This window comes from Methylobacterium sp. 391_Methyba4, from assembly GCF_029691625.1.
Taxonomy (GTDB): Bacteria; Pseudomonadota; Alphaproteobacteria; order Rhizobiales; family Beijerinckiaceae; genus Methylobacterium; species Methylobacterium fujisawaense.
Map to the genome: position 1 here is coordinate 1,092,320 of NZ_CP121475.1, position 25,939 is coordinate 1,118,258.

General features: G+C 67.9%; 25 protein-coding genes. 12 read left to right on the top strand and 13 right to left on the bottom strand.

From position 1 onward, the window contains the following. Positions 1-209: 209 nt before the first annotated feature. Positions 210-2,891 carry an EAL domain-containing protein gene (locus tag P9K36_RS05285; protein ID WP_278306614.1) on the bottom strand — a complete coding sequence of 894 codons (2,682 nt, stop codon included), beginning with the start codon at positions 2,889-2,891 and terminating at the stop codon, positions 210-212. Between the two features lie 352 nt (positions 2,892-3,243). Here P9K36_RS05285 and P9K36_RS05290 point away from each other — a divergent pair, with 352 nt between their 5' ends. Then, the gene (locus P9K36_RS05290) at positions 3,244-3,546 is read left to right on the top strand and encodes a hypothetical protein (RefSeq protein ID WP_278306615.1); all 303 of its coding nucleotides are present in this window, start codon (positions 3,244-3,246) and stop codon (positions 3,544-3,546) included. 191 nt (positions 3,547-3,737) lie between these two features. Continuing rightward, positions 3,738-3,893 (top strand): hypothetical protein, encoded by a 156-nt coding sequence (locus P9K36_RS05295; RefSeq protein WP_278306616.1) that lies wholly within the window; start codon positions 3,738-3,740, stop codon positions 3,891-3,893. Between the two features lie 1,001 nt (positions 3,894-4,894). Here the strand turns inward: P9K36_RS05295 and P9K36_RS05300 are convergent. Then, on the bottom strand, positions 4,895-5,284 hold the full coding sequence (locus tag P9K36_RS05300) for a hypothetical protein (protein ID WP_043755886.1): 390 nt from the start codon (positions 5,282-5,284) through the stop codon (positions 4,895-4,897). Positions 5,285-5,443: 159 nt separating this feature from the next. Between P9K36_RS05300 and P9K36_RS05305 the strand changes: the two genes are divergently transcribed. After that, a complete protein-coding gene (locus tag P9K36_RS05305; protein ID WP_278306617.1) occupies positions 5,444-6,058 on the top strand; it encodes an NIPSNAP family protein in 615 nt (204 codons plus the stop codon). A gap of 650 nt (positions 6,059-6,708) precedes the next feature. Here P9K36_RS05305 and P9K36_RS05310 read toward each other — a convergent pair. The 3 genes from P9K36_RS05310 to P9K36_RS05320 all read right to left on the bottom strand — a co-directional run bounded on the left by P9K36_RS05310 (position 6,709) and on the right by P9K36_RS05320 (position 10,349). Continuing rightward, positions 6,709-6,900, bottom strand: a complete 192-nt coding sequence (locus P9K36_RS05310) for a hypothetical protein (protein ID WP_139231584.1) — start codon at positions 6,898-6,900, stop codon at positions 6,709-6,711. Then, the gene (locus tag P9K36_RS05315; RefSeq protein WP_278306618.1) at positions 6,897-7,982 is read right to left on the bottom strand and encodes a PepSY domain-containing protein; all 1,086 of its coding nucleotides are present in this window, start codon (positions 7,980-7,982) and stop codon (positions 6,897-6,899) included. Before P9K36_RS05315 ends, P9K36_RS05310 begins: the two co-directional genes overlap by 4 nt. A gap of 129 nt (positions 7,983-8,111) precedes the next feature. Next, the gene (locus P9K36_RS05320; protein WP_182591917.1) at positions 8,112-10,349 is read right to left on the bottom strand and encodes a TonB-dependent siderophore receptor; all 2,238 of its coding nucleotides are present in this window, start codon (positions 10,347-10,349) and stop codon (positions 8,112-8,114) included. Positions 10,350-11,042: 693 nt separating this feature from the next. Here P9K36_RS05320 and P9K36_RS05325 point away from each other — a divergent pair. Beyond that, positions 11,043-12,098 carry a zinc ribbon domain-containing protein gene (locus tag P9K36_RS05325; protein ID WP_278306619.1) on the top strand — a complete coding sequence of 352 codons (1,056 nt, stop codon included), beginning with the start codon at positions 11,043-11,045 and terminating at the stop codon, positions 12,096-12,098. A 117-nt stretch (positions 12,099-12,215) separates the two neighbouring features. On the opposite strand, the gene P9K36_RS05330 is transcribed toward P9K36_RS05325, so the two are convergent. Then, positions 12,216-13,292 carry a tartrate dehydrogenase gene (locus P9K36_RS05330; protein WP_278306620.1) on the bottom strand — a complete coding sequence of 359 codons (1,077 nt, stop codon included), beginning with the start codon at positions 13,290-13,292 and terminating at the stop codon, positions 12,216-12,218. Between the two features lie 256 nt (positions 13,293-13,548). Here P9K36_RS05330 and P9K36_RS05335 point away from each other — a divergent pair, with 256 nt between their 5' ends. The 4 genes from P9K36_RS05335 (at position 13,549) to P9K36_RS05350 (ending at position 16,509) form a co-directional block, all read left to right on the top strand. Beyond that, positions 13,549-14,283, top strand: coding sequence for a response regulator transcription factor (locus P9K36_RS05335; RefSeq protein ID WP_278306621.1), 735 nt, complete (start codon positions 13,549-13,551; stop codon positions 14,281-14,283). After that, complete coding sequence (locus P9K36_RS05340) at positions 14,283-15,656, top strand: HAMP domain-containing sensor histidine kinase (RefSeq protein ID WP_053610960.1); 1,374 nt, start codon at positions 14,283-14,285, stop codon at positions 15,654-15,656. The genes P9K36_RS05335 and P9K36_RS05340 overlap by 1 nt, the downstream gene beginning before the upstream one ends. Positions 15,657-15,840: 184 nt before the next feature. Next, on the top strand, positions 15,841-16,104 hold the full coding sequence (locus P9K36_RS05345; RefSeq protein ID WP_053610959.1) for a hypothetical protein: 264 nt from the start codon (positions 15,841-15,843) through the stop codon (positions 16,102-16,104). 69 nt (positions 16,105-16,173) lie between these two features. Then, positions 16,174-16,509, top strand: coding sequence for a hypothetical protein (locus tag P9K36_RS05350; protein WP_053610958.1), 336 nt, complete (start codon positions 16,174-16,176; stop codon positions 16,507-16,509). Positions 16,510-16,566: 57 nt separating this feature from the next. Here P9K36_RS05350 and P9K36_RS05355 read toward each other — a convergent pair whose 3' ends face one another. The 4 genes from P9K36_RS05355 to P9K36_RS05370 all read right to left on the bottom strand — a co-directional run bounded on the left by P9K36_RS05355 (position 16,567) and on the right by P9K36_RS05370 (position 18,922). Continuing rightward, positions 16,567-17,553 carry an inorganic phosphate transporter gene (locus P9K36_RS05355; RefSeq protein WP_043388636.1) on the bottom strand — a complete coding sequence of 329 codons (987 nt, stop codon included), beginning with the start codon at positions 17,551-17,553 and terminating at the stop codon, positions 16,567-16,569. Between the two features lie 15 nt (positions 17,554-17,568). Next, on the bottom strand, positions 17,569-18,210 hold the full coding sequence (locus P9K36_RS05360; RefSeq protein WP_111474129.1) for a DUF47 domain-containing protein: 642 nt from the start codon (positions 18,208-18,210) through the stop codon (positions 17,569-17,571). Between the two features lie 135 nt (positions 18,211-18,345). Continuing rightward, a complete protein-coding gene (locus P9K36_RS05365) occupies positions 18,346-18,603 on the bottom strand; it encodes a hypothetical protein (protein WP_043350773.1) in 258 nt (85 codons plus the stop codon). Between the two features lie 106 nt (positions 18,604-18,709). Further along, the gene (locus P9K36_RS05370) at positions 18,710-18,922 is read right to left on the bottom strand and encodes a hypothetical protein (RefSeq protein WP_278306622.1); all 213 of its coding nucleotides are present in this window, start codon (positions 18,920-18,922) and stop codon (positions 18,710-18,712) included. 482 nt (positions 18,923-19,404) lie between these two features. Here P9K36_RS05370 and P9K36_RS05375 point away from each other — a divergent pair, with 482 nt between their 5' ends. Next, complete coding sequence (locus P9K36_RS05375; RefSeq protein WP_043350768.1) at positions 19,405-19,602, top strand: hypothetical protein; 198 nt, start codon at positions 19,405-19,407, stop codon at positions 19,600-19,602. A 122-nt stretch (positions 19,603-19,724) separates the two neighbouring features. On the opposite strand, the gene murI is transcribed toward P9K36_RS05375, so the two are convergent. Beyond that, entirely contained in the window at positions 19,725-20,600 is an 876-nt protein-coding gene (gene murI, locus P9K36_RS05380; protein ID WP_043388640.1) for a glutamate racemase, read from the bottom strand. A 263-nt stretch (positions 20,601-20,863) separates the two neighbouring features. Between murI and egtB the strand changes: the two genes are divergently transcribed. Genes egtB through P9K36_RS05395 form a run of 3 tightly spaced genes read left to right on the top strand, consistent with a single transcriptional unit; the run spans position 20,864 to position 24,211 of the window. Next, on the top strand, positions 20,864-22,132 hold the full coding sequence (gene egtB, locus P9K36_RS05385) for an ergothioneine biosynthesis protein EgtB (protein WP_278306623.1): 1,269 nt from the start codon (positions 20,864-20,866) through the stop codon (positions 22,130-22,132). A gap of 18 nt (positions 22,133-22,150) precedes the next feature. Further along, positions 22,151-23,125, top strand: coding sequence for an L-histidine N(alpha)-methyltransferase (egtD, locus tag P9K36_RS05390; RefSeq protein WP_075379707.1), 975 nt, complete (start codon positions 22,151-22,153; stop codon positions 23,123-23,125). Between the two features lie 21 nt (positions 23,126-23,146). Further along, positions 23,147-24,211, top strand: a complete 1,065-nt coding sequence (locus P9K36_RS05395) for an adenylate/guanylate cyclase domain-containing protein (RefSeq protein WP_278306624.1) — start codon at positions 23,147-23,149, stop codon at positions 24,209-24,211. A gap of 51 nt (positions 24,212-24,262) precedes the next feature. Here the strand turns inward: P9K36_RS05395 and P9K36_RS05400 are convergent, their stop codons facing one another. After that, the gene (locus tag P9K36_RS05400) at positions 24,263-25,561 is read right to left on the bottom strand and encodes an FAD-dependent oxidoreductase (RefSeq protein WP_182591910.1); all 1,299 of its coding nucleotides are present in this window, start codon (positions 25,559-25,561) and stop codon (positions 24,263-24,265) included. 61 nt (positions 25,562-25,622) lie between these two features. After that, complete coding sequence (locus P9K36_RS05405; RefSeq protein ID WP_043350748.1) at positions 25,623-25,907, bottom strand: hypothetical protein; 285 nt, start codon at positions 25,905-25,907, stop codon at positions 25,623-25,625. Positions 25,908-25,939 lie beyond the last annotated feature (32 nt).

The window sequence follows — 25,939 nt, forward strand, 5'->3', positions numbered from 1 at the left end:
CGACACGCCCCGGGTCGGATCGGACGGCACCAGCCGGCGCGCTACGGGGCCGTCCGCACGGCTGCGATCCGATGTGTCGCCCGGGGGTCGCTCTGGCCGGAAGGGACAAATGATGGTCGGACCGCTCGCCGGCCGCGCATCGAGCGAACGGAGATCTGAGGAATGCAGGAGCAATGATGAATCCCGCCCGGAGCACGGGCAAAGCGTCGCTAAGCGACCTCGAGGTCACGATCGAGATCGACGAGCGCGCGATAGGAGTCGATCGGCTGCGGCTTGCCGCGCAGATAGCCTTGTATCTCTGCACACCCGTGCTGCCGTAGAAACGTCAGCTGCGCCTCTGTCTCGACGCCCTCCGCAATGACCGGAATGTCCAAGCTCTCACCGAGACTGAGGATTGCCCGGACGATCGCGCCGCCTTTGCTCGTCACGCCGATCTGCCACACGAACGACCGATCGATCTTGATCTTGTCGAACGGAAAAGCCTCCAACGTCGCCAGGGATGAGTATCCCGTTCCGAAATCATCCATCGAGATGCGCACACCGAGCGCCTTCAGGTCGCGCAGTGTCTCCTGCGCGCGTGCCGAACCCTTCAGAAAGAGGCTCTCGGTCACCTCGAGTTCGAGACGGTCGGCCTTCAGTCCGGTCTCCTTGAGCACCGCACCGACGACATCGCACAGGTCGGCTTGCTGGAGCTGCGCGATCGAGAGATTGACAGCGATGCCGAGGGGCAAGGCCCAACGCGCAGCCTCGCGGCAAGCCTCACGGAGCACCCACTCGCCGAGCGGGAGGATCGCCCCGGTCTCCTCTGCCAGCGGTATGAACTGCGCAGGCGAAATCGTCCCACGGGTCGGATGAGTCCATCGCAGAAGCGCTTCGAAGCCGCAGGCGCGATCCGAGGCGACTCTGAACTGGGGCTGGTAGTGCAGCGCGAACTGTCCGGTCCCGATCGCCGCGCGCAGGTCCAGAGCCAACCGGTGCCGCTCGAACGCTGCCTTATCCATCTCCGCCTCGAAAAAGCGGTAGGTTCCCTTGCCTTCCTTCTTGGCGCGCACCAGCGCCATATCGGAAGCGGATAGCAGGGCGTCGTAGGTGTCGCCATCGTGGGGGAAGAGAGCGATCCCGACACTGCAACTGACGGAATACCGCAGCTCGCCGTCGGCGTAGGGCGCAGAGATCGCCTCGATGATCGCCTGGGCCCTCGCGGCAGCGTGCCCAATGGCGGCGAGATCTGTCGCCAGCACCGCGAATTCGTCGCCGCCGAGGCGCGCGACCGCGCCGCGCGCGCCGATCAATCCCTTCAAGCGCGCGGCGACCTCGATCAGCAGGCGGTCTCCGGCCGGATGGCCGAACAGATCGTTGACCTGCTTGAAGCCGTCGAGGTCGAGACAGAGAAGGGCCACATCCTCGGCCCGATCGGCGCTTGCCGCCAACTCAAGCTCGACGACCTCCTCGAAATGCAGGCGATTCGGCAATTGGGTCAGGACGTCGTGCCGCGCCAGGAAGCGCAAACGCGCTTCGCTCCGACGGCGCTCCGTAATGTCCTCGTGCGTCGATATCCAGCCTCCGTCCGGAAGGAGCACGCGGAGGACGCTGATGTCCCGATCGTCGGTGAGATGCATGACGCTCGCCGTGTCCGAAGGCACCCGGGGCAATGGCGGCGTCAGCACGGCTTCCCAGGGACCTCCTGAGCCGCGGTGCTGCGCCAGCACGAACCTGCGGAGATCCTCGGCTTTCGTGCCGGGTTGCCGAAGGTGATCGGGGATTGCGTAGAGACTGGCGAAGCGCGCGTTCAGGATGACGAGCCGCTCGTCGGCGTCGAACAGGCAGAGCCCCTGGACCATATTGTCGAGAGCGACGCCGAACCGCTCGTAATGGGCGCGTAAGTCACGCTCGCTGCGGGCGCGTTCTTCGGCGCTCGCGATCCGCCGCTCGGCGCTCGCCCCCCGAAGAAAGAGCCGAAACAGGGCCGCGATGCACACCAGAAGGAGTGCCGTTGCTGCACCGACCGCGAGCGCCTGCCGGCGGAAGGGGGCCAGGCACGCTTGCGTCGTGCGACTGATGCTCAGAATGAGCGGGTAGCCGGCGAGAGCCTTCGTCGCGATGATGCGTTCTTGATCATCCACGGGGCTCACGTTGCGCATCACGCCGCCCAGAGGACTCGTCTGGGCGATCCGCGCGGCCCCCGTGGTCGGCAGAATCTTACCGATCACGTTGTCCCGATAGGGATGACGGACGAGCAGCATCCCGTCGTGGCGGAAGACCGAGACAACAGCGTCGTCGGTCGGTGCGATCTGCCGGTACAGTCGTTCGAAATAGCCGAGCTCGATCGCGCCGAGCACGAGGCCGAGGAACGTTCCGTCGGGCGCCGTGACCTTCCGGGCGATGTAGATCGTCCAAGCGCCGTCGCCGCGGTTCTGCACCGGTTCGCTGATGAAGCGTTGCAGCTTCGGGTCCGCAGCGAGTGCCTTGAAGTAATCCCGATCTGCGATGTTGACGTTCGGGATCGGCCAGAAGCGGCTGAAGTTTAGGAGCTGGCCGGTGTGATCGATGATCGTGACCGCGTTGACCTGTGGCAATGCCGCGACGCGCGCTTTGAGTGCCTCATGTAAGTCGCGCCGGCTCGCCGCCGCCGCGTACTCCGCGGGAGTCGAGACCTTTGCGCCGGCCATATCCTCGATGATGGCTTCTTGAACGATCTCGAGGGCCTGGAGCGAGCGATCGGCCTGATCAGCGAGGATCGTGGAGAGTCCGATGAGGTTGCGTTCGGTATCCTGCAGCGCCTGGCCGTACATGTCGGCGATGAAGACGATCGCGCCTGACACAATCGCAAAGGCCAGAACGACCAGTGACGTAACGAGAGCGGCATACGATCGAACAGGCGATCCGAACATCAATGGAACCCTGGCACTGATGTTCAACTTTATTCAGACTGGAAGCAAAAGGCGAAAACGTCGATCGAGGCGGTTAGTCCATGGCACGCGCGGCTCGCAGCCCTCAGCGGTCGTTCAGGGTCCTGCCGTCGCGCGTGTCGAGCTTGGCGGACCTAGCCGGGTCGGGACATGGAGCATGGTGATCGTTCAGGGCAGGTGACCGGCGAAGCCTCTCCGCCGACGCCTGGCGCACCTCTGGACAAGCCGATCGCACACAACCGACTAAGACATCGTTGCCAGGGCGAGACGCCCGTTTTCGGGACCTGCCGATAACGGCTCGGACGGCTGGGACAGGCGTTCGCTCGGCGAGCAGGTGCTCGAAACCGCCTTCCCGGCCGACCTCGATCCCGATGACCGGGTCTATCCGTGCCCGCCCTCCACGTGCCTCGTGAACGAGACGCCGGACCAGGAATCCGGCCCCGTCACGGTGTGCTACCGAGCCGGCTACCCTGTGGTGGACGGACGCAGCACGGTCCCGGCGCCGATCCGGCACGCGATCCTGCTGATGGTCGGGCACCTGCGCGACCTGCGCAAGATCGGCGGGGGGCTGGCCTCGGCGGTGCTGCTGGCCTTCGGGGGGATCATGCTGGCGAAGATCGGGCTGGCGGGGCGCTGAGCCCGATCGGAGACTCGAAACCGCGCCGTCTGCCCGCGCGCAGACCGGGCCTCGACATGCACCGAAAAGACCACCTTGAACCGCCCGGCTCCGGCCGCGGCGGTTTTTTTTGGCGGACTCAAGCGCAGCCGTCGGAACGACCCTCCGCCAGGTCCCATTGTCCCCATACATGCCTTTGAGGGGGCCATGACATGCTGAAGGTCACCTACATCGACTTCCACGAGAAACCGGGCAGCCCCGTTCACAGCGGCCGGTACATTACCGACGAGAACGGGGCGATGATCGGCGGGGCGCATCGCTACGCGGACCAAATCAGCGGACTGCGGGCCCTGCTCGCGCTCAGCTGATTTCACCCCTCGGAAGATCTCGGCCCGCCCGGTCCGCCGGCGCGGGCCTTTTGGTGTCGGCTGGCCCGCGGCTTGCGCTGGCCCAACACGCCACCCAAAAATTCACGCAGCCCCGCCGGCACCGCCACGCGGGGCTTTTTCATCCGCGGTTGGCTCGCGCTCTTGAACGCTCGAACACAACCACGGGTTGAAAAATCGACCCAACCAATCAGCCGGGCTCACGTTCAGACGGATAAGAAAACTCTGGATTTTCCGAGTTCAGAGATGCCGCGTATGCCAGGCTCGCGAAGAATTTTCGGACCTTGTAGGGTGCACAATTATACAATTCACCGCGCCCAGGGTAGACCATGCCATACAGGGCCTGGCCTGGATCGCCGATCTTGTCAGCATTTGCAGACCTGCAAACCATACGGAACTCTTTAAGTCCTGCGAGGACCGGGCCGGCAAGATCGCTGACACGCACGTTCCACCCCCTCAATCGTACTCGGGCTCAATGACTCCATCCCGTTGCGATCCGCAAACATAGGCCATCACTCCGCAGGTCAATAAACCGAGCGCGGATTGGCTCCGACTCCGTATTCGATATCTGATTTGCGCGCGGTCTGTGTCGGTGCTGATGTCAATAAGGTGCGGTCGCCCAGACTCGATGATGAACGACGTCGCGTTTTGCGGCCCCGCCTGCGCCGTCCGTGAGGCAATGAGCCCACGGCTTGCGACGCTCTGCCCGCCTCTTCCCGGACCAATCTTCAGCCTCGCCGCCGCCGCGCTGGGCTGCTTCGTGCCCCGATACCCGGTGCGGTACCATCCTGAGCCCGGCCGGTATGGCCCGGTGACCGCCGCGGACGTCCTGAGCCCGAGCCACCTTAAGTATCGGCCCGGCCCAGACGTTGGTGAGATCAGGCGCTCCCCCGCCCCGTGAGCAGCTCGGGGCGGGGCCGAGCGGCCAATTCCCGGCGATGGCGCCCGCGCCACACGGGGCGGCGTGACGATTTCGGAGCCCGTTATCGACCCTTGCGCGTCAGCGTGCCCTGGAATTCACACGAGGCGCCGTGCCACGCCAGGCAGCCGTCCTCCTCCAGAGCGACCGATCGAAGGTCGGGGCTGTAACGGGCCATGATCCGGCAAGTCTGTCCGTTCTCGGTCTTGCTGAAGAGGATCGTACGAGGCCCGGTCGATCGGCCCTTCATGGTCACACCACCACCGCAGCCTCTGGACCCGACCGAGAACTCGGCGACATAGCCGGACGCACCGGACGCCTTCACGACGACGCCCTGCTCGTATCCATCTTCCTTGCGCTCGAAGATGCCGGTCGCCTGCCGTCCAGGGCCGGCGGCCTGAACTGGAAAAGCGAAGAGGGTCAATGCAATCAGGATCTGGAGCCGGTGGCACATCAGACGGCAACCCTGCCAGCGTGAGCGTACAGGCAGAAATCAAAGATCTTGCCCGGCAGCCATGGCGCTTTTCGCGCTTCCGACCCGTGGCAGGTGCAGATCAGACCCATTGAAACGAACAGCGCTCTCTCGGTTTGAAGGTGCAACGCCGAGGTCCCCATGCTCTACGAACTCGCTACCCTTTCGTGCCCGTTGCTCGCAGTCGATCGAGCATCCGACGGGGTTTATGACTGGGTGAACGACGCGGAGGCCAAGGGTGAACTGTTCGGCTGCTGGCGGACCGAGATAGGGACACTCGGTCGCCTGATCGTGCTGCGCGGGTTCGAGGCACCGGAAGATATGACCGCCGAGCGCCGCCGGGCGCTTCTGAGTGCTAACCCGTTCAATGCGGGGAGCGTGGTGACGGCGCTGGAAATGGACAGCTATGCGCCGTTCGCCTTTCTGCCGCCGATCCAGACCGGGGACCGTGGCGGGGTGTACGAGTTCCGGACCTACCGCCTGAAGCCCGGCGGGCTGCCGCCAACGCTCGCGGGTTGGGAAGCGGCTATCGCACCCGCACGTGAATATACCGAGCATCTCGTCGCGAACATGTACGCCCTCGATGGAGCGCCGCGGATCACACACATTTGGGGCTTCACGAGCTTGAAGGAACGGACCGAGTTACGCTCTTGGGCTTATGGTGCTGCTGTCTGGCCGCCCGAGGGGGGCCCGGAGCAGATTGCCGAAGCAACTTCGACTATTGCGCTTCCACAGGGGCCATCTCCCCTGGCCTGAATAGTCCTTCGTCTCCGCTCTCAAACGACCCTGAGGGTGGCTCGCAGATGACTGCTTTCGGGTTGCGTTGGCGACCTGCCGTATGACCGGCAGGGGTCGAAAGCGGGAAGGCCGCCTGGATTGGTTTCCCGCCTGTCCGCTGACCAGAACTGCTGCCGCAAAAACGGACGTGCGGAGATTGGGGTGGTCGGCGGACTTGCGCCCCTCTCGATAATCCGGGGCACCTCGGTCAATTCTCGGCAGCAGACGTCGAGCGCGACAAACGACCAGCAGTACCCTCCGCCCAACTCCACGATATGCGTTGAAAGACGGCGCCTCCAGCTGCAGCCTCCTCGACACCGCGTGGCACAGATTTTCGAGTCTGTTGTGGCAGCGGGATCGCGCCCCGATTGATCGTGGTTGACAGAAGATTTTCCGCTTCGTCCAAGTCCAATCTGTAGCCGTCGCCAGCAATGATTTCATTTTGACTGTTGAGCAGGGCTAAGCCGCCGCGGTTCCGGATATACGGCTGGTGCCAGCGCGACCGCGTCAGCTTGAGGCCTTGCCGTTTCGCCCGCCTCCGGAGACGTATGAGGCGCATAGCCTCTTGGTAGGTCGGCGTCGGATTGATCTCTCGCATGGCAGACTTTGCCGTTCACGATTGCTGGCAGCTAACGTCCGTTCTCACGCAAGCGCAGCCCCGCAGCGAGCACGTAGAGAGACATGACGAGCAGAAGGAGCGCGGCAAGCCGGTCCCAGATGCCGTCCGCGACGAGCGCACCGACGAGGCTGATCAGCGTCCCGGCCGCGATCATCGCCGGGATCGGCCAAATGCGATGTGGGGCACCTCTCGTGGCCGTCATTCACCCGGCTCCGCCGTCGTGAGCGTCCGGCTCGCCGTCAGGCGAGGCAGCGCCGAGCGCCTGCGAACGAGCCAGAGATAGAGACCTGAGGCGAGGACGACGATCGTCGCCACGTCCAGCACCGCCCATATGATTTTGAGCGGCAGGCCACCATAATCGCCGAAGTGCAGGGGCTGGGACAGGAATAGCGCCTGGATATACCAAGGCATCGCGCGCATGTCCGTGAGCTGTCCGGTCCCGGCATCGATCAGCGCCGGCTTGAGCAGACGCGCGGTCAGCGGCGTGCTCCCGGCCATGAACACGGCGTAGTGATTGTTGCTGCTGAAGCCCGTACCCGGGAAGGCGACCAGCCGAGGCGTCATCGTCCCGGCCGCGGTCCGCGCCGTCGACATCGCGGCATCGAGGGAGACGAGCGTCAGGGGGCGCGGCACGTCGCGATAGGGAGCCGTCATCTCGGCGAGCTGGCCGCCCTGCCACATCTTGAGCATCAGGTCGGCCCAGGTGTTGACCGTACCGGTCGTGCCAACGACGAGGGCCCAGGCCAGCGTCGAGATACCAATCAGATTATGCCAATCGAGCCATTTGATCCGACTTGACCGCTTTCGCCGGACCGTACCGAAGTCGAGCTTCTTCATGAAAGGCCCGTAGAGCACGATCCCGGAGATGATCGCGGCGGCAAACACGAGACCCATCGCCCCGAGGAACAGCTTGCCGGGCAGACCGAGAAACATGTCGGTATGGAGCTGAAGCAGGAAGCCGATCGGCCCGGCGCCGGGCTTGTCGTCGGCTAGAACCTGCGCCGTGCGCCTGTCGAGAACGACGAAGCTGTCGCTCGGGGCCGTCATGAGGGTCTTACCCAGGCCGGCGAGAACGGTGTTCGTCTCGTCAGGGTCGAAGTAGAGGAATTGCAGGATCTCGCCGGGCTTGTGCGCGATCGCTGCGGCGGCGATCCGATCGAGCGGGACGAACGGAGTTCCCGGAGCCAGGTCCGGCACCGCGGCCTCGTAGCCGAGGGCATGGTTGAGCTCATGGTGGAAGATCAACGGCAATCCGGTCAGGCACAGCAGCAACAAGAACGCCATGCTGACGAGGCTTGTCCATGTATGGATCAGCGACCATAGCCGAAATGCGCGGAGACGAGGCGCCGCGCCGAGCGAGATGCTAATCATCGCGCGCCCGTGACGAAGGTTGCACGCCGGTGCAATGCAGCTCTACCATCGGTAGATCAAGCTGCCGATCACCGTCGCGGGCGCACCGCGATAGCAGAAGCCGGCCTGGCAGTTCGTGTAGTCGCGGTCGAAGATGTTCTGTGCGTTGATCTGCGCGCGGAAGCCTTTGTACTTTGGGTCGAGCGCCGCGAAATCGTAGGCGAGCACCGCGTCGAACAGCGTCACGGTCGGGTTGCGCACCGTGTTCTCGTCATCGGCGTAGCTGGTGCCGGCGAAGCGGACGCCGCCGCCGACCTGAAGGCCGGAGAGCATCGAGCCCGGCGGGAACAGGTAAGTCGCGAAGGCTGTGAAGGTGTTGCCCGGGATGCCAGACAGGCTGTTGCCGTCGATCGGCTGTCCCGTGACCAGCGAGGTCTGGCGCAGGAAGCGCACGTCGAGATGCGTGTAAGCCAGCGTCAGGTTGGTGCCCGGCGCGAAGCTCGCTGTCAGCTCGGCCTCGAAGCCCTTGGATTCGACCGAGCCGGTGGCGACCTGATTGGCGATGTTGGTCGGGTCCTGGCGCAGGATCGAGGTCTGGACGATGTCGAAGCCGGCGAACGATCCGGTGATGTTGGTGTTGGGGATCGCGACCTTCACGCCGGCCTCGATCTGGTCACCGGTGGCGGGCTTGAAGGGGCGGCCATTGGAATCGACACCGACCTGCGGCGTGAAAGTCGTGGCGTAGCTCGCGTAGGGCACGAAGGCGGGTGTCAGGAGGTAGTTGAGGCCGACCCGGCCGGTGAAGGCTCCGTCATTCTGGTCCCGCGGCGTGCCGGGCACGAGATTCGTGAAGCTCGACGTGCTCTGGAAGACCCAGTCGTGCCGCCCCGTCAGCGTCAGGACGAAGCGGTCCCACTTCGCCTGCTCCTGCAGGTAGACACCGATCTGGTCCTGGCTCTGGCCAGAACCGCTCGTCAGTGGCGGGCGTGCAATGAACGTCCGGTAGCGGAAGTTCGAAAAATCGGTCACGCCCGCGAGGCTGAGGTCGGGCACGTTGAAGTTCAAGCCGTAGCGGCGATCATAGTCGTAATGGGCGTAGTCGACGCCACCGATCACCGTGTGGGCGACCGGGCCAGTCCAGAAGTGCCCCTCAAGCTGGGTGTCGACGACGGCGGATTTGATCTTGTCCTTGTAGAGGCCGGCATAGCGTTGTGCCGTCAATCCAGTCACGCCGGTGAAGGCGGTGAACGGAAAGCTGACCGCCGCATCCTGATACCGGAAATTCTGTCGAAAGATCAGATCGGGCGAGAATTTGTGCTCGAAGGCGTAGCCGATGCGGTACTGCTGCTGGCTCGTCTTGTTGAACCCCGCATCGCCGCCGTAGAGCCGCGTCACCTTGAAGCCCGGCTCGTTGTAGAAGAACGCAGTGCCGGGAAGATTGGTGTGCAGGTACTCGCTGAGCAGGGTGAAGCTCGTGTCGGAGTCGGGGCGCCACGTGAACGAAGGCGCGATCATCTGGCGGTCGTCGACGGCGCCGGGCAGGAAGGTGTCGGACTGGCGCACGATGCCGGTCAACCGGTAGGCCATGGTGCCATTCGAGCCCTCGACCGGGCCGCCGACGTCGAAATTGCCCTGGTAGCGGTCGAAGTTGCCGCCCTGGAACCAGACCTCGCCGAAGGGGACGAAGACAGGGCGCTTCGAGGTGATGTCGACGATGCCGCCGGGGGAGCCGAGGCCGTAGAGGCCGGAGGCCGGACCGCGCAGGATGGTCAGCGCCTCGTATCCGTAGGGCTCGGTGCGCGGTATGATCAGACCGACGCCCGGCTGGCGCAACCCGTCACGATAGACGCCATCGTAATACTCCGCAAAGCCGCGCACGTAGAAGGCGTCGTTGCGCGGGTCGAAGCCGAACACGTTGGCGGAAACGCCCGGCACGTAGGACAGCGCCTGATTGAGATCCTGCACGTTCCGGTCGTTGAGCTGCTCGCGGGTCACCACCGAGACAGATTGCGGCGTCTCGATCAACGGCGTGTTGGTCTTGGTGGCGGTGGGGCTTACGCGAGCGACGTAGCCACTCACACCGGAGGGTCCACCACCGCCGCCACTGGTGGCCGCACTGTTGCCGTCACCGCCGCTGACGTTAGCACCGCCAAGCCCGGCACCTGCCGCGTTGACGGTAGCCGGGCGGGCAGCCTCCACCGAAATCTCGTTGAGCTGTACGGCGGCATCTTGCGCCACTGCAGCGTTGGTGATCGCGGTCGACGCGACGAGAAGGCTAAGGAGTGAGGAGCGGTTGACCATAGATCACGCAGAGACGCATCGAGAGCAGGCTCCGCGATGTTGATCTTGGATCGAAGTGCTTAGCAATCCGAGAATGTGTCAAAAATCACACGTTTATAGTGCTTCAAATTTGGATCGATTCTGAACTTTAAAGCTCTCGCCGCTCGATCCAGCATCGCGGTCGAAGAACTGCCTTACAGGCGATATTTCCCGCGTCGGATCCGATCCGCAGACTGAAAGAATTCCTTCTCATATTTCGCGACAGGCAACACGGTAAAGTCAGTTTTTCCAAATTCATGTCCGGGAGCGATTGGGCCGCAATCGGCGAATGCTTCATTCTAGGACAAGCCGCGGTCCGCTTTCAGGTCGGCGTCGCAGGAGCCTGCGCGGCCGGTTGGGTCGAAAGCCGCCCTTCACCGAACCGATTACCGATGAAGCATCCCGGCCAATCCGCCAAAGTCGGCACGAGACAGTTCGACGAAAAAGTTTGCGCCTCAAAGGCTAGGCTTCTCCCGCAACAAGCCACATGAACCTTGTTTTTACTCAGTTATTTCACTTCTTTCCTGGGCACCAAATGCCTGACAGCAGCCCGCCGACGCATGGGCGGGCTTTGTTGTTTCTGAGGTCTGCCGATCCCGAGCGTCCCGCCCGCATATCCCGCCGGCCGCCGCACGCTATAAAGCCCCGCTTGGGTTTTCGGCGAGGGCGATTCGCGTGCGGTCCGGTTCAAGACTCTCCGAACGCTGGTTCACGCTGGCGCTCTGGCTCGTCGCGGTGGTCTTCGCGTGGTTTCTTATCGGGCTGGGATCGCTGGTCGTCGGCGATCTGCCGCAGGTCGAGCACCGCTATACCCTCGAGCAGTTCCTCGACACCGATCAGGCCAGAGCCTCGGCCGAGGCCCTGAAGCAGATCCGTCGGGAGCAGGACGACAACCGGCGGCAGGTCGAGCAGGATCGGCTCGCCCTCGAGGCGGCCCAGTCCGCTTCGGAGGGGGCGCGCGAGACCTTCGCCAACTGGCTGAAGACCCGGGACGCCACGCAGCGGGTCGACCAGGATCCCGGCCTGATCGCGCGCACGCAGCAACTCGACGCCCTCAAGGCCGCCGAGCGCACCATCGAGGAGCGCCTCGCGGCACGGGCGCAGGCGGGACTCGACCAGTCCGAGCGGGAGGCGACGCGGCTGCGGATGGACGACGAGCTGCGCGCGGCGGCGCAGAAGCAGCTCGACGCGGCCGAGCGCGGCCAGGAGTTGCGCGTCTTCGCCTACCGGCTCGCCCTGACGCTGCCGCTGCTGGCCCTGGCCGGATGGCTCCTGCTCAAACGGCGGCATACCCGCAACTGGCCGTTCGTCTGGGGCTTCGCCCTGGCGGCGGCCTTCGCCTTCTTCGTCGAACTCGTGCCGTACCTGCCGAGCTACGGCGGCTACGTTCAGTACGGCGTCGGCGTGATCGTGACCCTGGTCGCGGGCCGCGCCGCGATCAATGCCCTGCACGCCTACCGCGCGCGACAGGCCGTCGTGGAGGCGCGACCGGACGCCGAGCGGCGGACCGAGATCGCCACCGACCAAGCCCTGGCCCGTCTCGCCAAGAAGGTCTGCCCCGGCTGCGAGCGGCCGCTCGCCCTCGACGATGCGAGCACGAATTATTGCCCCCATTGCGGGCTCGGCATCTTCGCACAGTGCCTGTCCTGCACGCATCGCAAGAGCACCTTCGAGCGCTTCTGCCGGGCCTGCGGCACCCCGAGCCCGGATCTCGCGACCCCGGTCCCGTAGCGGGCGCGCCGCCGCCCGCCCGGACCATCGCACCGCATCGCATCGCGGATCGACGCTATGCCGCCGGATCGTCCCCGCAGGCGCGACGCGGAACGCGGCGATCCGGCCCGGCGCCCCTCAGGCGTTGTCGCCCCGGATCGCCGCGATGACCGCGTCGGTGACCTGTCGCGTCGTCGCCCGTCCACCCAGATCGGGGGTGTGCAGGCTCGGATCCGCGGTGACGCGCTCCACCGCACGCATCAGCCGCTCGGCCGCCGGCTTCTCGCCGAGGTGCTCCAGCATCTGACACGCCGTCCAGAAGGTCGCGACCGGATTGGCAATTCCCTGGCCGGCAATGTCGAAGGCCGAGCCGTGGATCGGCTCGAACATGGACGGGAAAGTGCGCTCCGGGTTGATGTTGGCGGTCGGCGCGATGCCGAGGGACCCGGCGAGCGCCGCCGCGAGGTCCGACAGGATGTCGGCGTGCAGGTTCGTCGCCACGATCGTGTCGAGGGTCTCAGGCTTCATCACCATGCGCATCGTCATGGCGTCGACCAGCATCTTGTCCCAGGTGACGTCGGGAAAGTCCCGGGCGACCTCGGCGGCGATCTCGTCCCACATCACCATGGCGTGGCGCTGGGCGTTGGACTTGGTGACCACCGTGAGCCGCTTGCGCGGGCGGGAGCGGGCGAGTTCGAAGGCGTAGCGGATGATCCGGTCGACGCCCGAGCGGGTCATCATCGAGACATCGGTGGCGACCTCGTTGGGGTTGCCCTGGTGGACCCGGCCGCCGACGCCCGCATACTCGCCCTCCGAGTTCTCCCGGACGATCACCCAGTCGAGCTCCGGCCCCGAGACGTGACGCAGCGGGCTGGTGATGCCCGGAAGGATCCGGGTCGGGCGGACATTGGCGTACTGGTCGAAGGGCTGGCAGATCGCGAGGCGCAGCCCCCACAGGCTGATGTGATCGGGCACGTCCGGCGCGCCCACCGCGCCGAAGAAGATCGCGTCGTGGTTCCGGATCTGCGCGCGGCCGTCGGCCGGCATCATCACGCCGTGCGCCTTGTAATAGTCCGAGCCCCAATCGAAGTGGTCGAAGCGGAACCGGAACGTTCCGGCCTTCTCGGCGAGGGCGTCGAGCACCGCGATGCCGGCGGCGATGACCTCCACGCCGATGCCGTCCGCAGGAATGGCGGCGATGGTGTAGGTCTTCATGACGGATCTCCGAGCGTGTCGGGGAGATCTGGCGCCGCTTCCGATCCCGTCGAGACGAGGGACCGCAGTTCGGCGATCCGCCGGGTCCGTCGCATCCTCGCGACGCGCCCACACGCGCGGCGGCCGCACCGGTCGCGTCCAGCGCCCGGCGGGCAACGCCCGGAACGGCCCGGCCGCTCCCGACGGCCCATGTAACGTTTTGTGACACCGTGCAGTTTCGCGTTGCCGTCCCGCCGGCCGCGCCTATGCTCGGCCCATGCACGAGGGCACCACCATCGCCATCGTCGAGGACGATCCCGACATCCGCGCCCTCCTCGCCGGCTACCTGGAGGGCGAGGGGTTCCGCGCCGTCGCCCTCGACGGCGGCACCGCACTCGACCGGCTGCTCGCATCTGGCCCCGCGCCGGACCTCATCGTCCTCGACTGGATGCTGCCGGGCGAGGACGGCCTGTCCATCTGCCGCCGCCTGCGCGAGGCGGATGGCCCGCCCATCGTCATGCTGACCGCGAAGGACGAGGATATCGACCGGGTCCTCGGCCTGGAGATGGGCGCCGACGACTACGTCTCGAAACCGTTCAACCCACGGGTCCTGCTCGCCCGGATCCGCGCCGTCCTGCGCCGGGCCAACGGCGCCGGCGCCCCGGCCCCCGAGGCAGCGCCCGAGCGGCTGAGCGTCGCCGACCTCGTCGTCGATCTCGCGGCCCGCACGGTGATGATCGGAGACCCGGCCTCCGAGGTCCCGCTGACCAGCGCCGAGTACGACCTGCTGCACTGCTTCGTCACCCGGCCGCAGCGGGTGCTCTCGCGCGACCAGCTTCTCGACTGGACCCGCGGCCGAACCGCCGATGCCTTCGACCGGACCATCGACGTTCAGGTCAGCCGCCTGCGGCACAAGCTCGACGCCGCCGGCAGCCAGGCCGCGGCCCTGCTCAAGACCGTGCGCAACGCCGGCTACATCCTGGCCGCCCCGGTCCGCTCCGGAACGCCGTGATGGGCCGCGTCGGCCTCCTCGGACGCATCATGCTGCTCCTGCTGGGCGCGCTCTCCCTGCTCGTCCTCGCCACGGTGGCCCTCGATCACTGGCAGCGCCGGCAGGAGCGGTGGCCCTACGCCACGCGGTTTCCGCGCGTCGATCAGGCCGCCGGCATCATGACGTTGCTGCGCGACGCCGATCCGGCCCAGAGGCCGGCCATCCTGAAGGCCGTGAGCGGCGAAGCGCTGCAAACGGAGATCGTCGATGCGCAACCCGACCGGGCCGACCTGATCCGCGAGCCCCGCCTCGAAGCCCGTCTGCGCCGGATGACGGCCGAATCCGCCGACCGCGTCCAGGCCTATACCGACACCGCCCTGCTGCGCCGCGGCGTCGATCCGGCCGATATCGACAAGGCGGACCGTGCCGGACCGATCGGGCGCCTCGCGATGGCGACCTATCGGTTGCCCGATGGCCGCTTCGCGGTGATCCATGCCACCGAACGCCGCCGCTCGCTCATGCCGTGGCTGTTCGGCCAGCCCCTGAGCCTCTGGGTCGCGGTGCTGGGCGCGGCGGCGGCCGGTCTCGTCCTGGTCGGCACGCGGCACGAGCTCGCGCCGCTGCGGCGCCTGACGGACGCGGTCTCCCGCTTCGACGGCCGCGCCCCGGAACGGATGAGCGCGCCCACGGGCGCCCCCGAGATCCGGCGTCTCGCCCAGGCGGTGCAGGGCATGCAGGAGCGGATCGCCGGCCTCATGGCCGAGCGCTCCTTGCTGATCGGAGCCATCTCGCACGACCTCAAGACCTACCTGACGCGGCTGCGCCTGCGCGCCGAGGCGGTGGCCGAGCCGGCGCTCCGGGAGAAGCTGGTGGCCGATCTCGACGCCATGACCGCGCTGATCGAGGCGTCCCTGGGATTTGCCCGGGGCACCGCCGTCGAGGCGACCCGCGCGCCGGTGGATCTCGCCGATCTCGTCGCCGTCGAGGTCGCCGAGCACGCGGCCCAGGGCGCGCCCATCAGCCTGACCGGCGAGGAGGTGCGGGACGCCACGGTGGCCGGCGACGCGGTCGCCCTGCGCCGCGTCGTGGCCAACCTGATCGGGAACGCCGTCAAGTTCGGGCGCTCGTCGGTGTCGGTGGCGGTGAGCCGGGCCGGGACGGTCTGCCGGATCGTTGTCGAGGATGACGGGCCCGGCATCCCCGAGGCGGAGCGGACGGCGGTGTTCAGCCCCTATTACCGGGTCGAGCGGTCGCGGAGCCGGCAGACCGGCGGGACAGGCCTCGGTCTCGCCATCAGCCGCCAGATCGCGGAGGCCCATGGCGGCACGGTGGTGGCGGAAGCCGGCGCCAACGGCGGCGCACGCCTCGTCGTGACCCTGCCGGGCCTGTCCTGAGCGGCACGCGGCAACGGCCGCGCAACCGGCGGTTACACAACGTTACAGGACTGCGCATCCCGGTCACATCCGGGAAGCGTGCAGGGACGAACCTTCGCCCATACGCCGCGGCCAATACCCCGCCCCGGCGCGGGCCGTCGGCCGAGAGGCCGCGCCAGCCCGATCGAGCAGAAGGAGATCATCGATGTTGAAGAGCCTCGCCCCGGCCGCCTTCCTCGCCAGCCTCGCGGTGCCCGCCTCGGCGCTGCCCCTGGTCCAGGACGCGGTCGCCACCGGCTTCGACGGCGCCCGGATCATCCAGGTCTACGGCGGCTGCGGCCCCTACGGGCATCGCGGCCCCTACGGCGGCTGCCGGACCGGCGGGCAATGGGGCGGCTATGTCCGCGGCCGCTCCTGCCCGGCCGGTTTCCACATCGGTCCCTACGGCCGCCGCTGCTGGCCGAACTGAGCCGCCGCATCGCCTGATCGCACCCTGTCCCTCGTCCGGCCTCGGGGCCGGACGCCCATGGAGTGAGTCATGATCCGTACCCTCGTCATGCCCGTGGCGCTCGCCGCGGGAGTCCTGATGGCCGGTTCGAGCGCCGAGGCGCGCGACGGCTGCGGGCCCGGTTTTCACCGCAACATCTACGGCTGGTGCCGGCCGAATCTCGGCTACGGTCCGGTGGTCTACGTCCCGGCCTATCGGCGCGTCGGCTACCGGTGGCATTACGGCTACCGCTACGGCTGGCACCGCCGGTTCGCATGGCACGGCGGCTCCCGCTGGGGCGGCTTCCGCCGTGTCGGCTGGCATGGTGGCTGGCACGGCGGTTGGCACCGCGGCTGGCATCACGGCGGCTGGCATCACCGCTGGTGACCCCGCGCCGGATCCGGCCCCGCCCGTCGCGGGGCCGCGACCGGTTCGCAGGCCGTCCTACGGCAGCACGAGGCCCGATGCCGCGTAGGTCAGGGCCGCGACCAGGGCCGCGGCCGGCATCGTGATCACCCAGGCGATCACGATGCCCTGCGCCACGTTCCAGCGGACCGCCGAGACCCGGCGCGCAGCCCCGACGCCGACGATGGCGCCGGTGATCGTGTGGGTGGTCGAGACCGGGATGCCGAAGGCCGTTGCGGCGAACAGGGTCGCGGCGCCTCCGGTCTCGGCGCAGAAGCCCTGCAGGGGCGTCAGGCGCGTGATCTTCGAGCCCATCGTGTGGACGATGCGCCAGCCGCCCAGAAGGGTGCCGAGCGCCATGGCGCCCTGACAGGACAGCACGACCCAGAGCGGCACATGAAAGGCCCCGCTCTCGCCGTGGGCGTAGAGCAGGGCGGCGATGATGCCCATGGTCTTCTGGGCGTCGTTGCCGCCGTGGCCGAGGGAGTAGAGCGAGGCGGAGACGAATTGCAGGCCCCGGAACAGCCCGTCCACCGCGTGCGGGGTCGAGCGGATGAAGATCCATGAGACCGCCAGCATCAGCACCAAGCCGAGGGCGAAGCCGAGGGCCGGCGACAGGACGATGGCGGCGCTGGTGGCGATCACGCCGGGCCAGACGATCACGCCCAACCCCGCCTTGGCGATGCCGGCGCCGAGCAGGCCGCCGATCAGGGCGTGCGAGCTCGAGGACGGGATGCCGGCATACCACGTGATCAGGTTCCAGCTGATCGCCCCGCCGAGCGCGCCGAGAATCACCCGGTCGTCCACCGCCGCGACGTCGATGATGCCCGAACCCACGGTTCCGGCGACATGGAGCCCGAAGACCAGGAAGGCCACGAAGTTGAAGAACGCCGCCCAGAACACGGCGTAGCGGGGCGCCAGCACCCGCGTCGACACGATGGTGGCGATGGAATTCGCGGCATCGTGCAACCCGTTCAGGAAATCGAAGACCAGCGCGAGGGCAATGAGGACGATGAGGAATGTCACGCGGCGGCCTGCAGCTTAAACGTGTTCGACGACGATGCTGCTGATCTGGTTCGCCACGTCCTCGAACCGATCCATGACCTTCTCCAGGTGGCCGTAGAGTTCCGACCCGACGATGAAGGCCATGGGGTCCTGTCCCGACGCCTTGAACAGGGCCTTCAACCCGTCGTTGTGCAGGTCGTCGGCCCGCCCCTCCAGCTCGATCACGCGCTCGGTCAGGCCGTTCAGCGCGGTGGCATTCTCGCCGAGCGCCCGCAGCTTCGGCAGGGCCTCGGCGGTGACCTGCGCGGCCTCCTGAATGACCGCCCCCATCTCGCGCATCGCCGGCTCGAAGGTGGTCACCTCGAAGAGCTGGACCGCCTTGGCGGTCTTGAGCATCTGGTCGATGGCGTCGTCGAGGGACCCGACCAGGGCCTGAATATCGCTGCGGTCGAAGGGCGTGATGAAGGTCCGGCGGACCGCCAGAAGCGCCTCCCGGGTGATCGCGTCCGCGGCATCCTCATGGGCCGCGATCGCCACGTAGGCCGCCGATACGGCTTGCGTGCCGTCGAGGAGCGACCGAAGCGCGGCGGCGCCCTCCGTGAGCGTCGCGGCATGACGCTCGAACAGGTCGAAGAACCGGTCCTCTCGCGGCATCAGGGCACGAAACCAAGCCAGCATGTCGTGTCCGGGTCGAGAGGTCGGCGGTATCCGCCGGGCGCGAAAACGCCCGGCAGGCACAACGGGCGAAAGCGCCGGCCGATCCGGCGGCCGGGATACAATCGATCGTTGCTGATCGCCCTCCGGCCGCCCGGCTCAGCAGGCTTGTCCCGTGGAGGCGTGAAGCCAGCCGAAATCCACCGGGTAACCGAGGCCATGCAGCATCTTCACCCGCTTCCAGGAGGCCGACCGCGCCAAGGCTGCGTCCTGTCCGGCCTCGATCTCGGCGCTCTCCATTTCCTGAAGCTCGCGGCTCAGCGCTTCGCGCAGGCCCGCGTCCTTCATGTTGCCGAGCGCGGCAGTGAAGGCCTGCTCGGCGATCCGAACCTGATCACAAATCTGACGCACGCTCATCAGTCCCTAACCCTCCCGCGCGGCGTGAACACTGCGATCCCGCAGTCCATCAGAGATTATCATGCGCATGGTCGCCGGGAGATGTACGTCTTTGGTGCAGCGGCCCTCACCGCATCGGGAGCGGCCCGATGCGCCGTGCCACCCGCGGCGGACGCCGCCATCGGCGCTTGCGTCCGAAGGTCCGGCGCGGATCCGGCACGCGCGGATCCACCTCGTTCCTCCGGCTAAGGCCCGGCTGGAAGCTCGACCCGATCGCCACGATCGCGGCCGACCCGATCAGCGCGACGAGCGCCGCGCCCCAAAACATGCTCTCGAACATCAGGCACTCCCGGAGCGGAGCCCCGCCGCAGGCCGCTCGGATCCGCGGGCGATCACGAATCAAGCTAAACCATACTCTCGAATGCGATCAACGCCCAGTATCGAGCTGTATTCAGCTTTCGACATCTGATCGAAGCCCGCCATTGGCCCAAATCGTCTCTGAACGTGCCGGCGCCGTCGGCGCGCTGCGGCCGACGGACCGGCTCCTCCGTCTGTGCGGTGACGCACCGCGCATGCGCCGCGGCCGTCCACCTGTCGCCCCATTCCGGTGCGACACGGCGATCATCCGCTTTCCGGTCGAACGCACCATCATCGTCTTCACGGCGAAGACGATTCTGACCCGCGCCCCGGACCGGACCCGGCTGACGCAGCCGGCCCCGGCCTTCGGCAACGGATCGGACGCGGCGATCGAGGGCGGAGTTTACGGGGCGTTCATCCTCCGGGTGTCCGATCCGGATGGTCAGAGGCGGAGAAGCGGAAGCGATGCCGAGCGAAACCAACAGGCCGCACCAGGATGCGCCCGCTCAGGAGCCGATCCTCGAACTCTGGCGGATCATCGCCCTCGCGCTGATCGTCGCCGCCGGCATGCTGTTCGTCCACCTGATCGTTCCGACCGAAGCCGATGCGTCCGCAGCCCCGTCGACGACCATGCCGCGTGCCGCCGGCCTCAGCGCCTCCTGAGGGGCGCGTGGGCCGGACACGGCACTGAGGGCCGGGCCCGGCGGCGCTCACGCGAGCGGGCGGGCGGATGCGCATCCCAGGGCTCAGGCGCCCGTTGTGGCGCCCGGGATCGCCGCGCCCGTCTACTGCATCGGCAACGGGATCGACTCCACGCCGACCTCACCGATTCCGCGGGCCGCGAGGGCTGTGCGCAGGGCGTCGGTCAGGCAGCTTCCGGCCGTGAAGGCGCCGAGCGCGGAGCCGTGCCGGTCCGCCTCGCGCGGGAGCGGGCCGATCAGCTGCACGACGCGCCGGGCGATGGCGGGGGCCGGGTCGATCCAAGTCACCGGCCAGGGCGCCACGGCCTGCAGGCGCGGAAGCAGCAGGGGATAGTGGGTGCAGGCGAGGCAGATCACGTCGGTGCGCCGGCCGTCCGCCTCGGTGACGAAGCAGGGGGCGATCTCCGCGGCGAGGGCGGCATCGTCCACCGGCGCGCCGGCGAGCTCGGCTTCCGCGTAGCCGGCGAGATTCTGCGAGCCGATCCGCGTGACCGCGCAGGCGCCGGCATAGGTCGCGATCAGGTCGCTCGTGTAGGAGCGCGCCACCGTGCCGGGCGTCGCCAGCAGGGTTATCATCCGGGAGCGCGTCACCTCGGCCGCGGGCTTGATCGGCGGCACCACGCCCACGAAGGGCGTCGTGAAGCGCTGCCGGAGCGCCGGAAGCACCAGCGTCGAGGCGGTGTTGCAGGCGATCACGACGAGATCAGGCCTGTGGGTCGCGACGAGCCGCTCCATCACGGTGAGGACGCGGGCGACGAGGGGCGCCTCCCCGAGCCGGCCATAGGGGAAGGCGGCATCGTCGCCGACATAGACGTAACGGGCATCCGGGCGGGCGCGCCGCACGGCGTCGAGGACGGTGAGGCCGCCAAGCCCGGAATCGAAGACCAGGATGGTCGGCTCGGCGGCACTGCGCAGCGCCGCGGCGGACAGGCTGGCCCCGGCCATCAGATCGATCCGCATGAGAACCCGGACTCCTCGAAGAGCGTCCCAAAATCTCGGCCGTGAGGGTTAAGGCGACCTCACTGCGGCGAGAGAAAGATCCGCGATCCCCAACCCGTTCCGTTAACCGCCGCGCGTCCGCGGCGAAGTGCCCCCAGACCGGCTGCGCCGAGCCGATGCTCGTCGGAGAGGTTGTCGGACCACAACCGGGACATATCTTCTGCCGGCCGGCCCGGAATCGAGGAAATGGTTCTCGGTGCGGCAGGATTAAGGGGATCATCGTCATGGCAGCGACGGCCGCACTGCGTCCGGACGAGACGCACGACCCCCGGGCACCGGCCTTTCCGCCGCCGCCCGTCACCGCACGACCGATCGATCGCGCCGCGTGGATCGCGGCCTTCCGGCAGGTCCGGAACGAGACCGAGCGCCGCGCCGCACCGCTCTCGCCGGAGGACCAGCAGGTCCAGTCCATGGCGGATGCGAGCCCGACCAAGTGGCACCGGGCGCATGTCACGTGGTTCTTCGAGCAGTTCCTGCTGCGGGAGCATCTGCCGGGCTACGCCATCTACGACGCGCGGCTACACTACCTCTTCAACTCGTACTACGTGGCGGCCGGCCCGCGGCAGCCGCGCATCCAGCGGGGCATGATCACCCGCCCGACCATGGCCGAGGTCGCTGCCTACCGGGCCCATATCGACCGCGCCGTCGAGACCCTGCTGAGCCAAGCCTCCGATCGCGCGCTGGAGATGGTGCTGCCGATCCTGGAGATTGGCCTCTATCACGAGCAGCAGCACCAGGAGTTGCTCCTCACCGACATCCTCCACGCCTTCGCGCAGAATCCGCTCAATCCCGCCTACGATCCGGACTGGCGCTTCCCGGACGCAGCCGCGCAGCGCGGTCAGGTCGAGCTCCGCCGGGAGATCGCCTGGATCGGCCACACGGGAGAGGGGTTCTCATTCGACAACGAATCCCCCCGCCACGAGACGCTGATCCCGGCCGGCCGCATCGACCGGGCGCTGGTGACCAACCGCCAGTGGCTCGGCTTCATGGAGGACGGCGGCTATGCCAAGCCCGAGCTGTGGCTCTCGGACGGCTGGTATGCCGGTCCGGCGGAGGGCTGGGAGGCGCCCGGCTACTGGCGCCGGGACGGGGAGGGGTGGACGACCATGACCCTCGGCGGCCAGCGGCCTGTGGATCTCGACGCGCCCGTCACCCACATCAGCTACTACGAGGCCGACGCCTATGCCCGCTGGGCCGGCCGGTTCCTGCCGACCGAGTTCGAGTGGGAGGTCGCGGCCCGGGACGGCGGTCTGCCGGATGCCTTCGGCCTCGTCTGGCAATGGACCCGCAGCGCCTACATGCCCTACCCGGGCTACCGGCCGCTCCCGGGGGCCCTCGGTGAGTACAACGGCAAGTTCATGGCCAACCAGTTCGTGCTGCGCGGCTCGTCGGTGGCGACACCCGAGGGTCATGCCCGGCTGCCGTACCGCAATTTCTTCTATCCGCACCAGCGCTGGCAGTTCACGGGCCTGCGCCTGGCCGATGCCGCCTGACGCCCTCCGGAGCTGCCCTTGACCATCAAGCCCACCTTCCCCGACGCGACGCCGGTCACGCTGGACGCGGCGCCCCTGTCGTTCCTCGACGACGTCCGGACGGGCCTGTCGAAACCCCAGAAGGCGCTCTCGCCGAAGTATTTCTACGACGCGGCCGGATCCGCTCTGTTCGAAGAGATCACCCAGCTTCCGGAATATTATCCGACCCGTACGGAGATCGGCATCCTGGAGGCCAGCGGCCCGGAGATGGCGACACTGCTGCCCGCGCATGCGGCGCTAGTCGAGTTCGGCAGCGGCTCGACCGTCAAGCTCCGTCGCCTGCTCGGCCATCTCGACACGCTCGCGGCCTATGTGCCCGTGGACGTCTCGGGCGAGTTCCTGCGGGCGCAAGCCGAGGGGCTCCGGGGCGACTTTCCGCATCTGCGGGTCGAACCGGTGGTCGCTGACTTCACCCAGGACTTCAACCTGCCGGACAGTCTCGACGGCCTCCCGCGGGCTGGCTTCTTCCCCGGCTCGACCATCGGCAATTTTGATCCGCACGAGGCCGAGGGGTTGCTGCACCGCTTCGGACGGATCCTCGGCCCGGGCGCCCACATGATCGTCGGCGTCGACCTCGTGAAGGATGCCGCGGTTCTGGAGAATGCCTACGACGACGCCCAGGGCGTCACGGCGGCCTTCAACCTCAACCTCCTGACGCGGATCAACCGGGAACTCGCGGGCCGCTTCGAGCCGGACGCGTTCAGCCACCGGGCGGTGTTCAACCCCAACGCCTCGCGGATCGAGATGCACCTCGTGGCCCGTGACGCGCAGGCCGTGCGGGTCGGCAGCGACACCTTCGCCTTTGCGGCAGGCGAGACGATCCACACGGAAAGCAGCTACAAGTACACAGTGGCCACGTTCCGCGCCCTCACCGAGCGGGCCGGCTGGACATGGCTGAAGGTCTGGACGGATCCGGACCAGCTCTTCTCGGTCCACGCCCTCCGGCTGGACTGAGGACAAGGCCGGGGCCGCCCCATGCGTATCGGGCCGCCCTGGTTCCTCCTGGTGGCGCCTGGATTGGGGGCGCTCGCGGGGCTGCTCTACGGGACGCTTTTCGACGTCGGTCCCCTGACCGGCGCGGCGATCCGCGGCGCGATCATCGGCACGCCGATCCTGCTCTACGAGCGCAGGCTGCTGGCCCCGCGCCTGCGCGACCGCATCCGCGCCCTCGCGACGCCGCTGTTCCTGATCGCCACGGTGGCCCTCTATATCGGGCTGATCGTGATCGGGAATGCGGTCGCCAGCACCGTTCTGAACAAGCTGTTCCGCTTCATGTACAGCGCGCGGAACGCGATGCTGATGACCGATACAGGCCTCCTCTACGCGCTCGGCATCTCGGCCCTCGTGGTGTTCGTGTTCCGCGTCCGCGACCTGATCGGTCCCGGCGTGTTCGCCAACCTGCTGATCGGGCGCTATCACCGGCCGATCAGCGAGGAGCGCATCTTCCTGTTCCTCGACGTGACGGGCTCGACGCACTTCGCCGACCGCTACGGCGACCGGGAGGCCCAGGCCTATCTCGGCCAAGTGTTCAACGCCCTGGCGCTGCCGGTGTCGCGCGCCCGCGGCTCCATCGACGATTACATCGGCGATCTGGCGCTGGTGACTTGGCCGCTGGACCGGGGGTTGCGCGATGCGGCCTGCCTGCGCTGCGTCTTCGACTTCGAAGCGCGTCTGGCCGCGGAGGCCGCAAGCTGGCGCAGCCGCTTCGGCCAAGTCCCGCAATTCCGCGCCGCCCTGCATTGCGGCCCGGTGGTCACCGCCGAGATCGGACTGGAGCGGCACAAGATCGCGTATTTCGGCGACGTCGTGAACACGACCGCGCGGCTCGAGGCCCTGTCGAAGACCCTCGGTGTGCACGTGCTGGTTTCCGCCGATCTCCTCGACCGGATCGGAGAACTGCCCGACGACCTGATTGCGGACGATCTCGGTGCCCATGCCCTGCGGGGGCGCGCCGAACCCCTCGCTGTGGCGGCGATCCGGCGACGGTCCTCCCACGCGGTACCGGTCGTGCCGCTTTCGAGCCGCGCTGCGACGGGCTGAGGCCGGGCGGTCCCGTCCGGCCTCCGGGGCAGAGACGGGGCGCGCGCCCTCTCAGGTCGACAGCGCCTTCAGAACGTCGCGGGCGGCGCGCGCGCCGTCCAGCGTGGCCCCGCCCACCGTCATGGCCCCGCCGCCGGCCAGCGCCTCTCCGGCGAAGAACACGCGTCCCCCCACCGGGTCACGCAGGCGGTCCCGGGCCTCCGCGTGGCCGGGGGCGACGATCGCGTACGATCCGAGGGCGTACGGATCCGTCCACCAGCCGGCGAGCCGCCCCGCCACGACCGCGTCCCGGGCGTCCGCGCCGAGGATCGCGACCAGGCGCTCTGTGGCCAGCGCCACGGCCGCCGCCTCGCCGGCGCGGCACAGGTCGCGGGCGAGATCGCCCCCGAGATTGGCCACCGTCAAGGACCGACCGAACGGCTTCATCTCGAAGTAGATCGTCGGTCCGCCCTTTGCCAGCGACACCGCATCACCCACGGTCGCCGGATCGAGCTTCGCCGGGTCGAGGCGCAGGCCGATCTTGGTGTAGGCGCCCATGCGCAATCCATCGAGAGCCGCCTGTGTGCTGGCCGGCAGGGCCGGGGTGAAGGCCACGCGACCGGCCTTCAGCACGCCCACCGGCACCGTCACGATCACCGCGGCTGCCGTGAGGGTGCCACACCCCGTCTCGATGCGGACGTCCTGTCCGGACCAGTCGATCGCGTGAACCGGGCAGCCGAGCCGCACCGGCAGGTCGGCGAAATGGTGCGCCACCAGGGCGCCGTAGCCGTCGACCCAGAGGTCTGTGCCGGACCAGAGCCGGTCGTAATCCATGGCCGAGACGCGCTCGGGATCCTCGCCGAGCGAGAGCCGGCTGAGGCCGGCCGCGGCCTGCACGGCCATCGGGCCGCCGATTCCGGCCGCTTCCGCCAACGAGATGTCGGCCGCCTTCGGAACGAGGAGCGCGTCGAGGCCCGAGAAGCCGGCACGCCGGTTCGCCATCTCGGCTTCGGTGGCGGGGCGACCGTCGATCACGAGCTTGCGCGCCCAGCCTTCCTCGCCGGCGAAGCGGGCCTTGGCGGCCCGGGCGATGGGCGCCCAGGGATTGCGCTCGGCCCAATGGATATACTCGGCGCCGGCATCGAACGGATACGCCGCACCGAGCGCCCTGTCGGTGAAGGCGCGCCCGCCGATCCGGTCCCGTGCCTCCACCAGGATGAAGCTACGTCCGGCGCTCCGCAGCGCCGATGCCGCCGCCAGCCCCGCCGCCCCGGCACCGACGATGACCACCGGGCCGGTGCGGGCCCAGGCGCGCAGTGCCGGGGCCGCTACGAGAGCAGAGGTGAGGACTGTGCGTCGGGTCGGTCTCATGGCGCACCCGCTCGGAGTCATCCAGGCTCCAGTCCACGGCGCGCGGACCGAAAGCGGTGCGCTAGCCGCGCGCCCCCGGGCTGCCCGAGCGCTTCTCCATCATGGCCTTGACCTGCATCAGCTGGTCCCAGACCTGGCCGGGCGATGTGCCGAAGAAGTCGAAACCGGCGCTGATGCCCAGGTAGATGCCGACGCAGATCAGCGGCACGAGCACCCAGGCGAGCACCTCCTCGCCGCGCCGACGCCGCTGACGACGCCGCCGCCGCTCCTCGCGCCGGGTCAGCTTCTTGGGGGGCGCCGGCTGCGCGACGGGGGACAGGGGTCCCTCGTGCAGGTTGTCTGTCATCGGGCGCCTCCTCGCCGCGGCGCTTTCGCGTC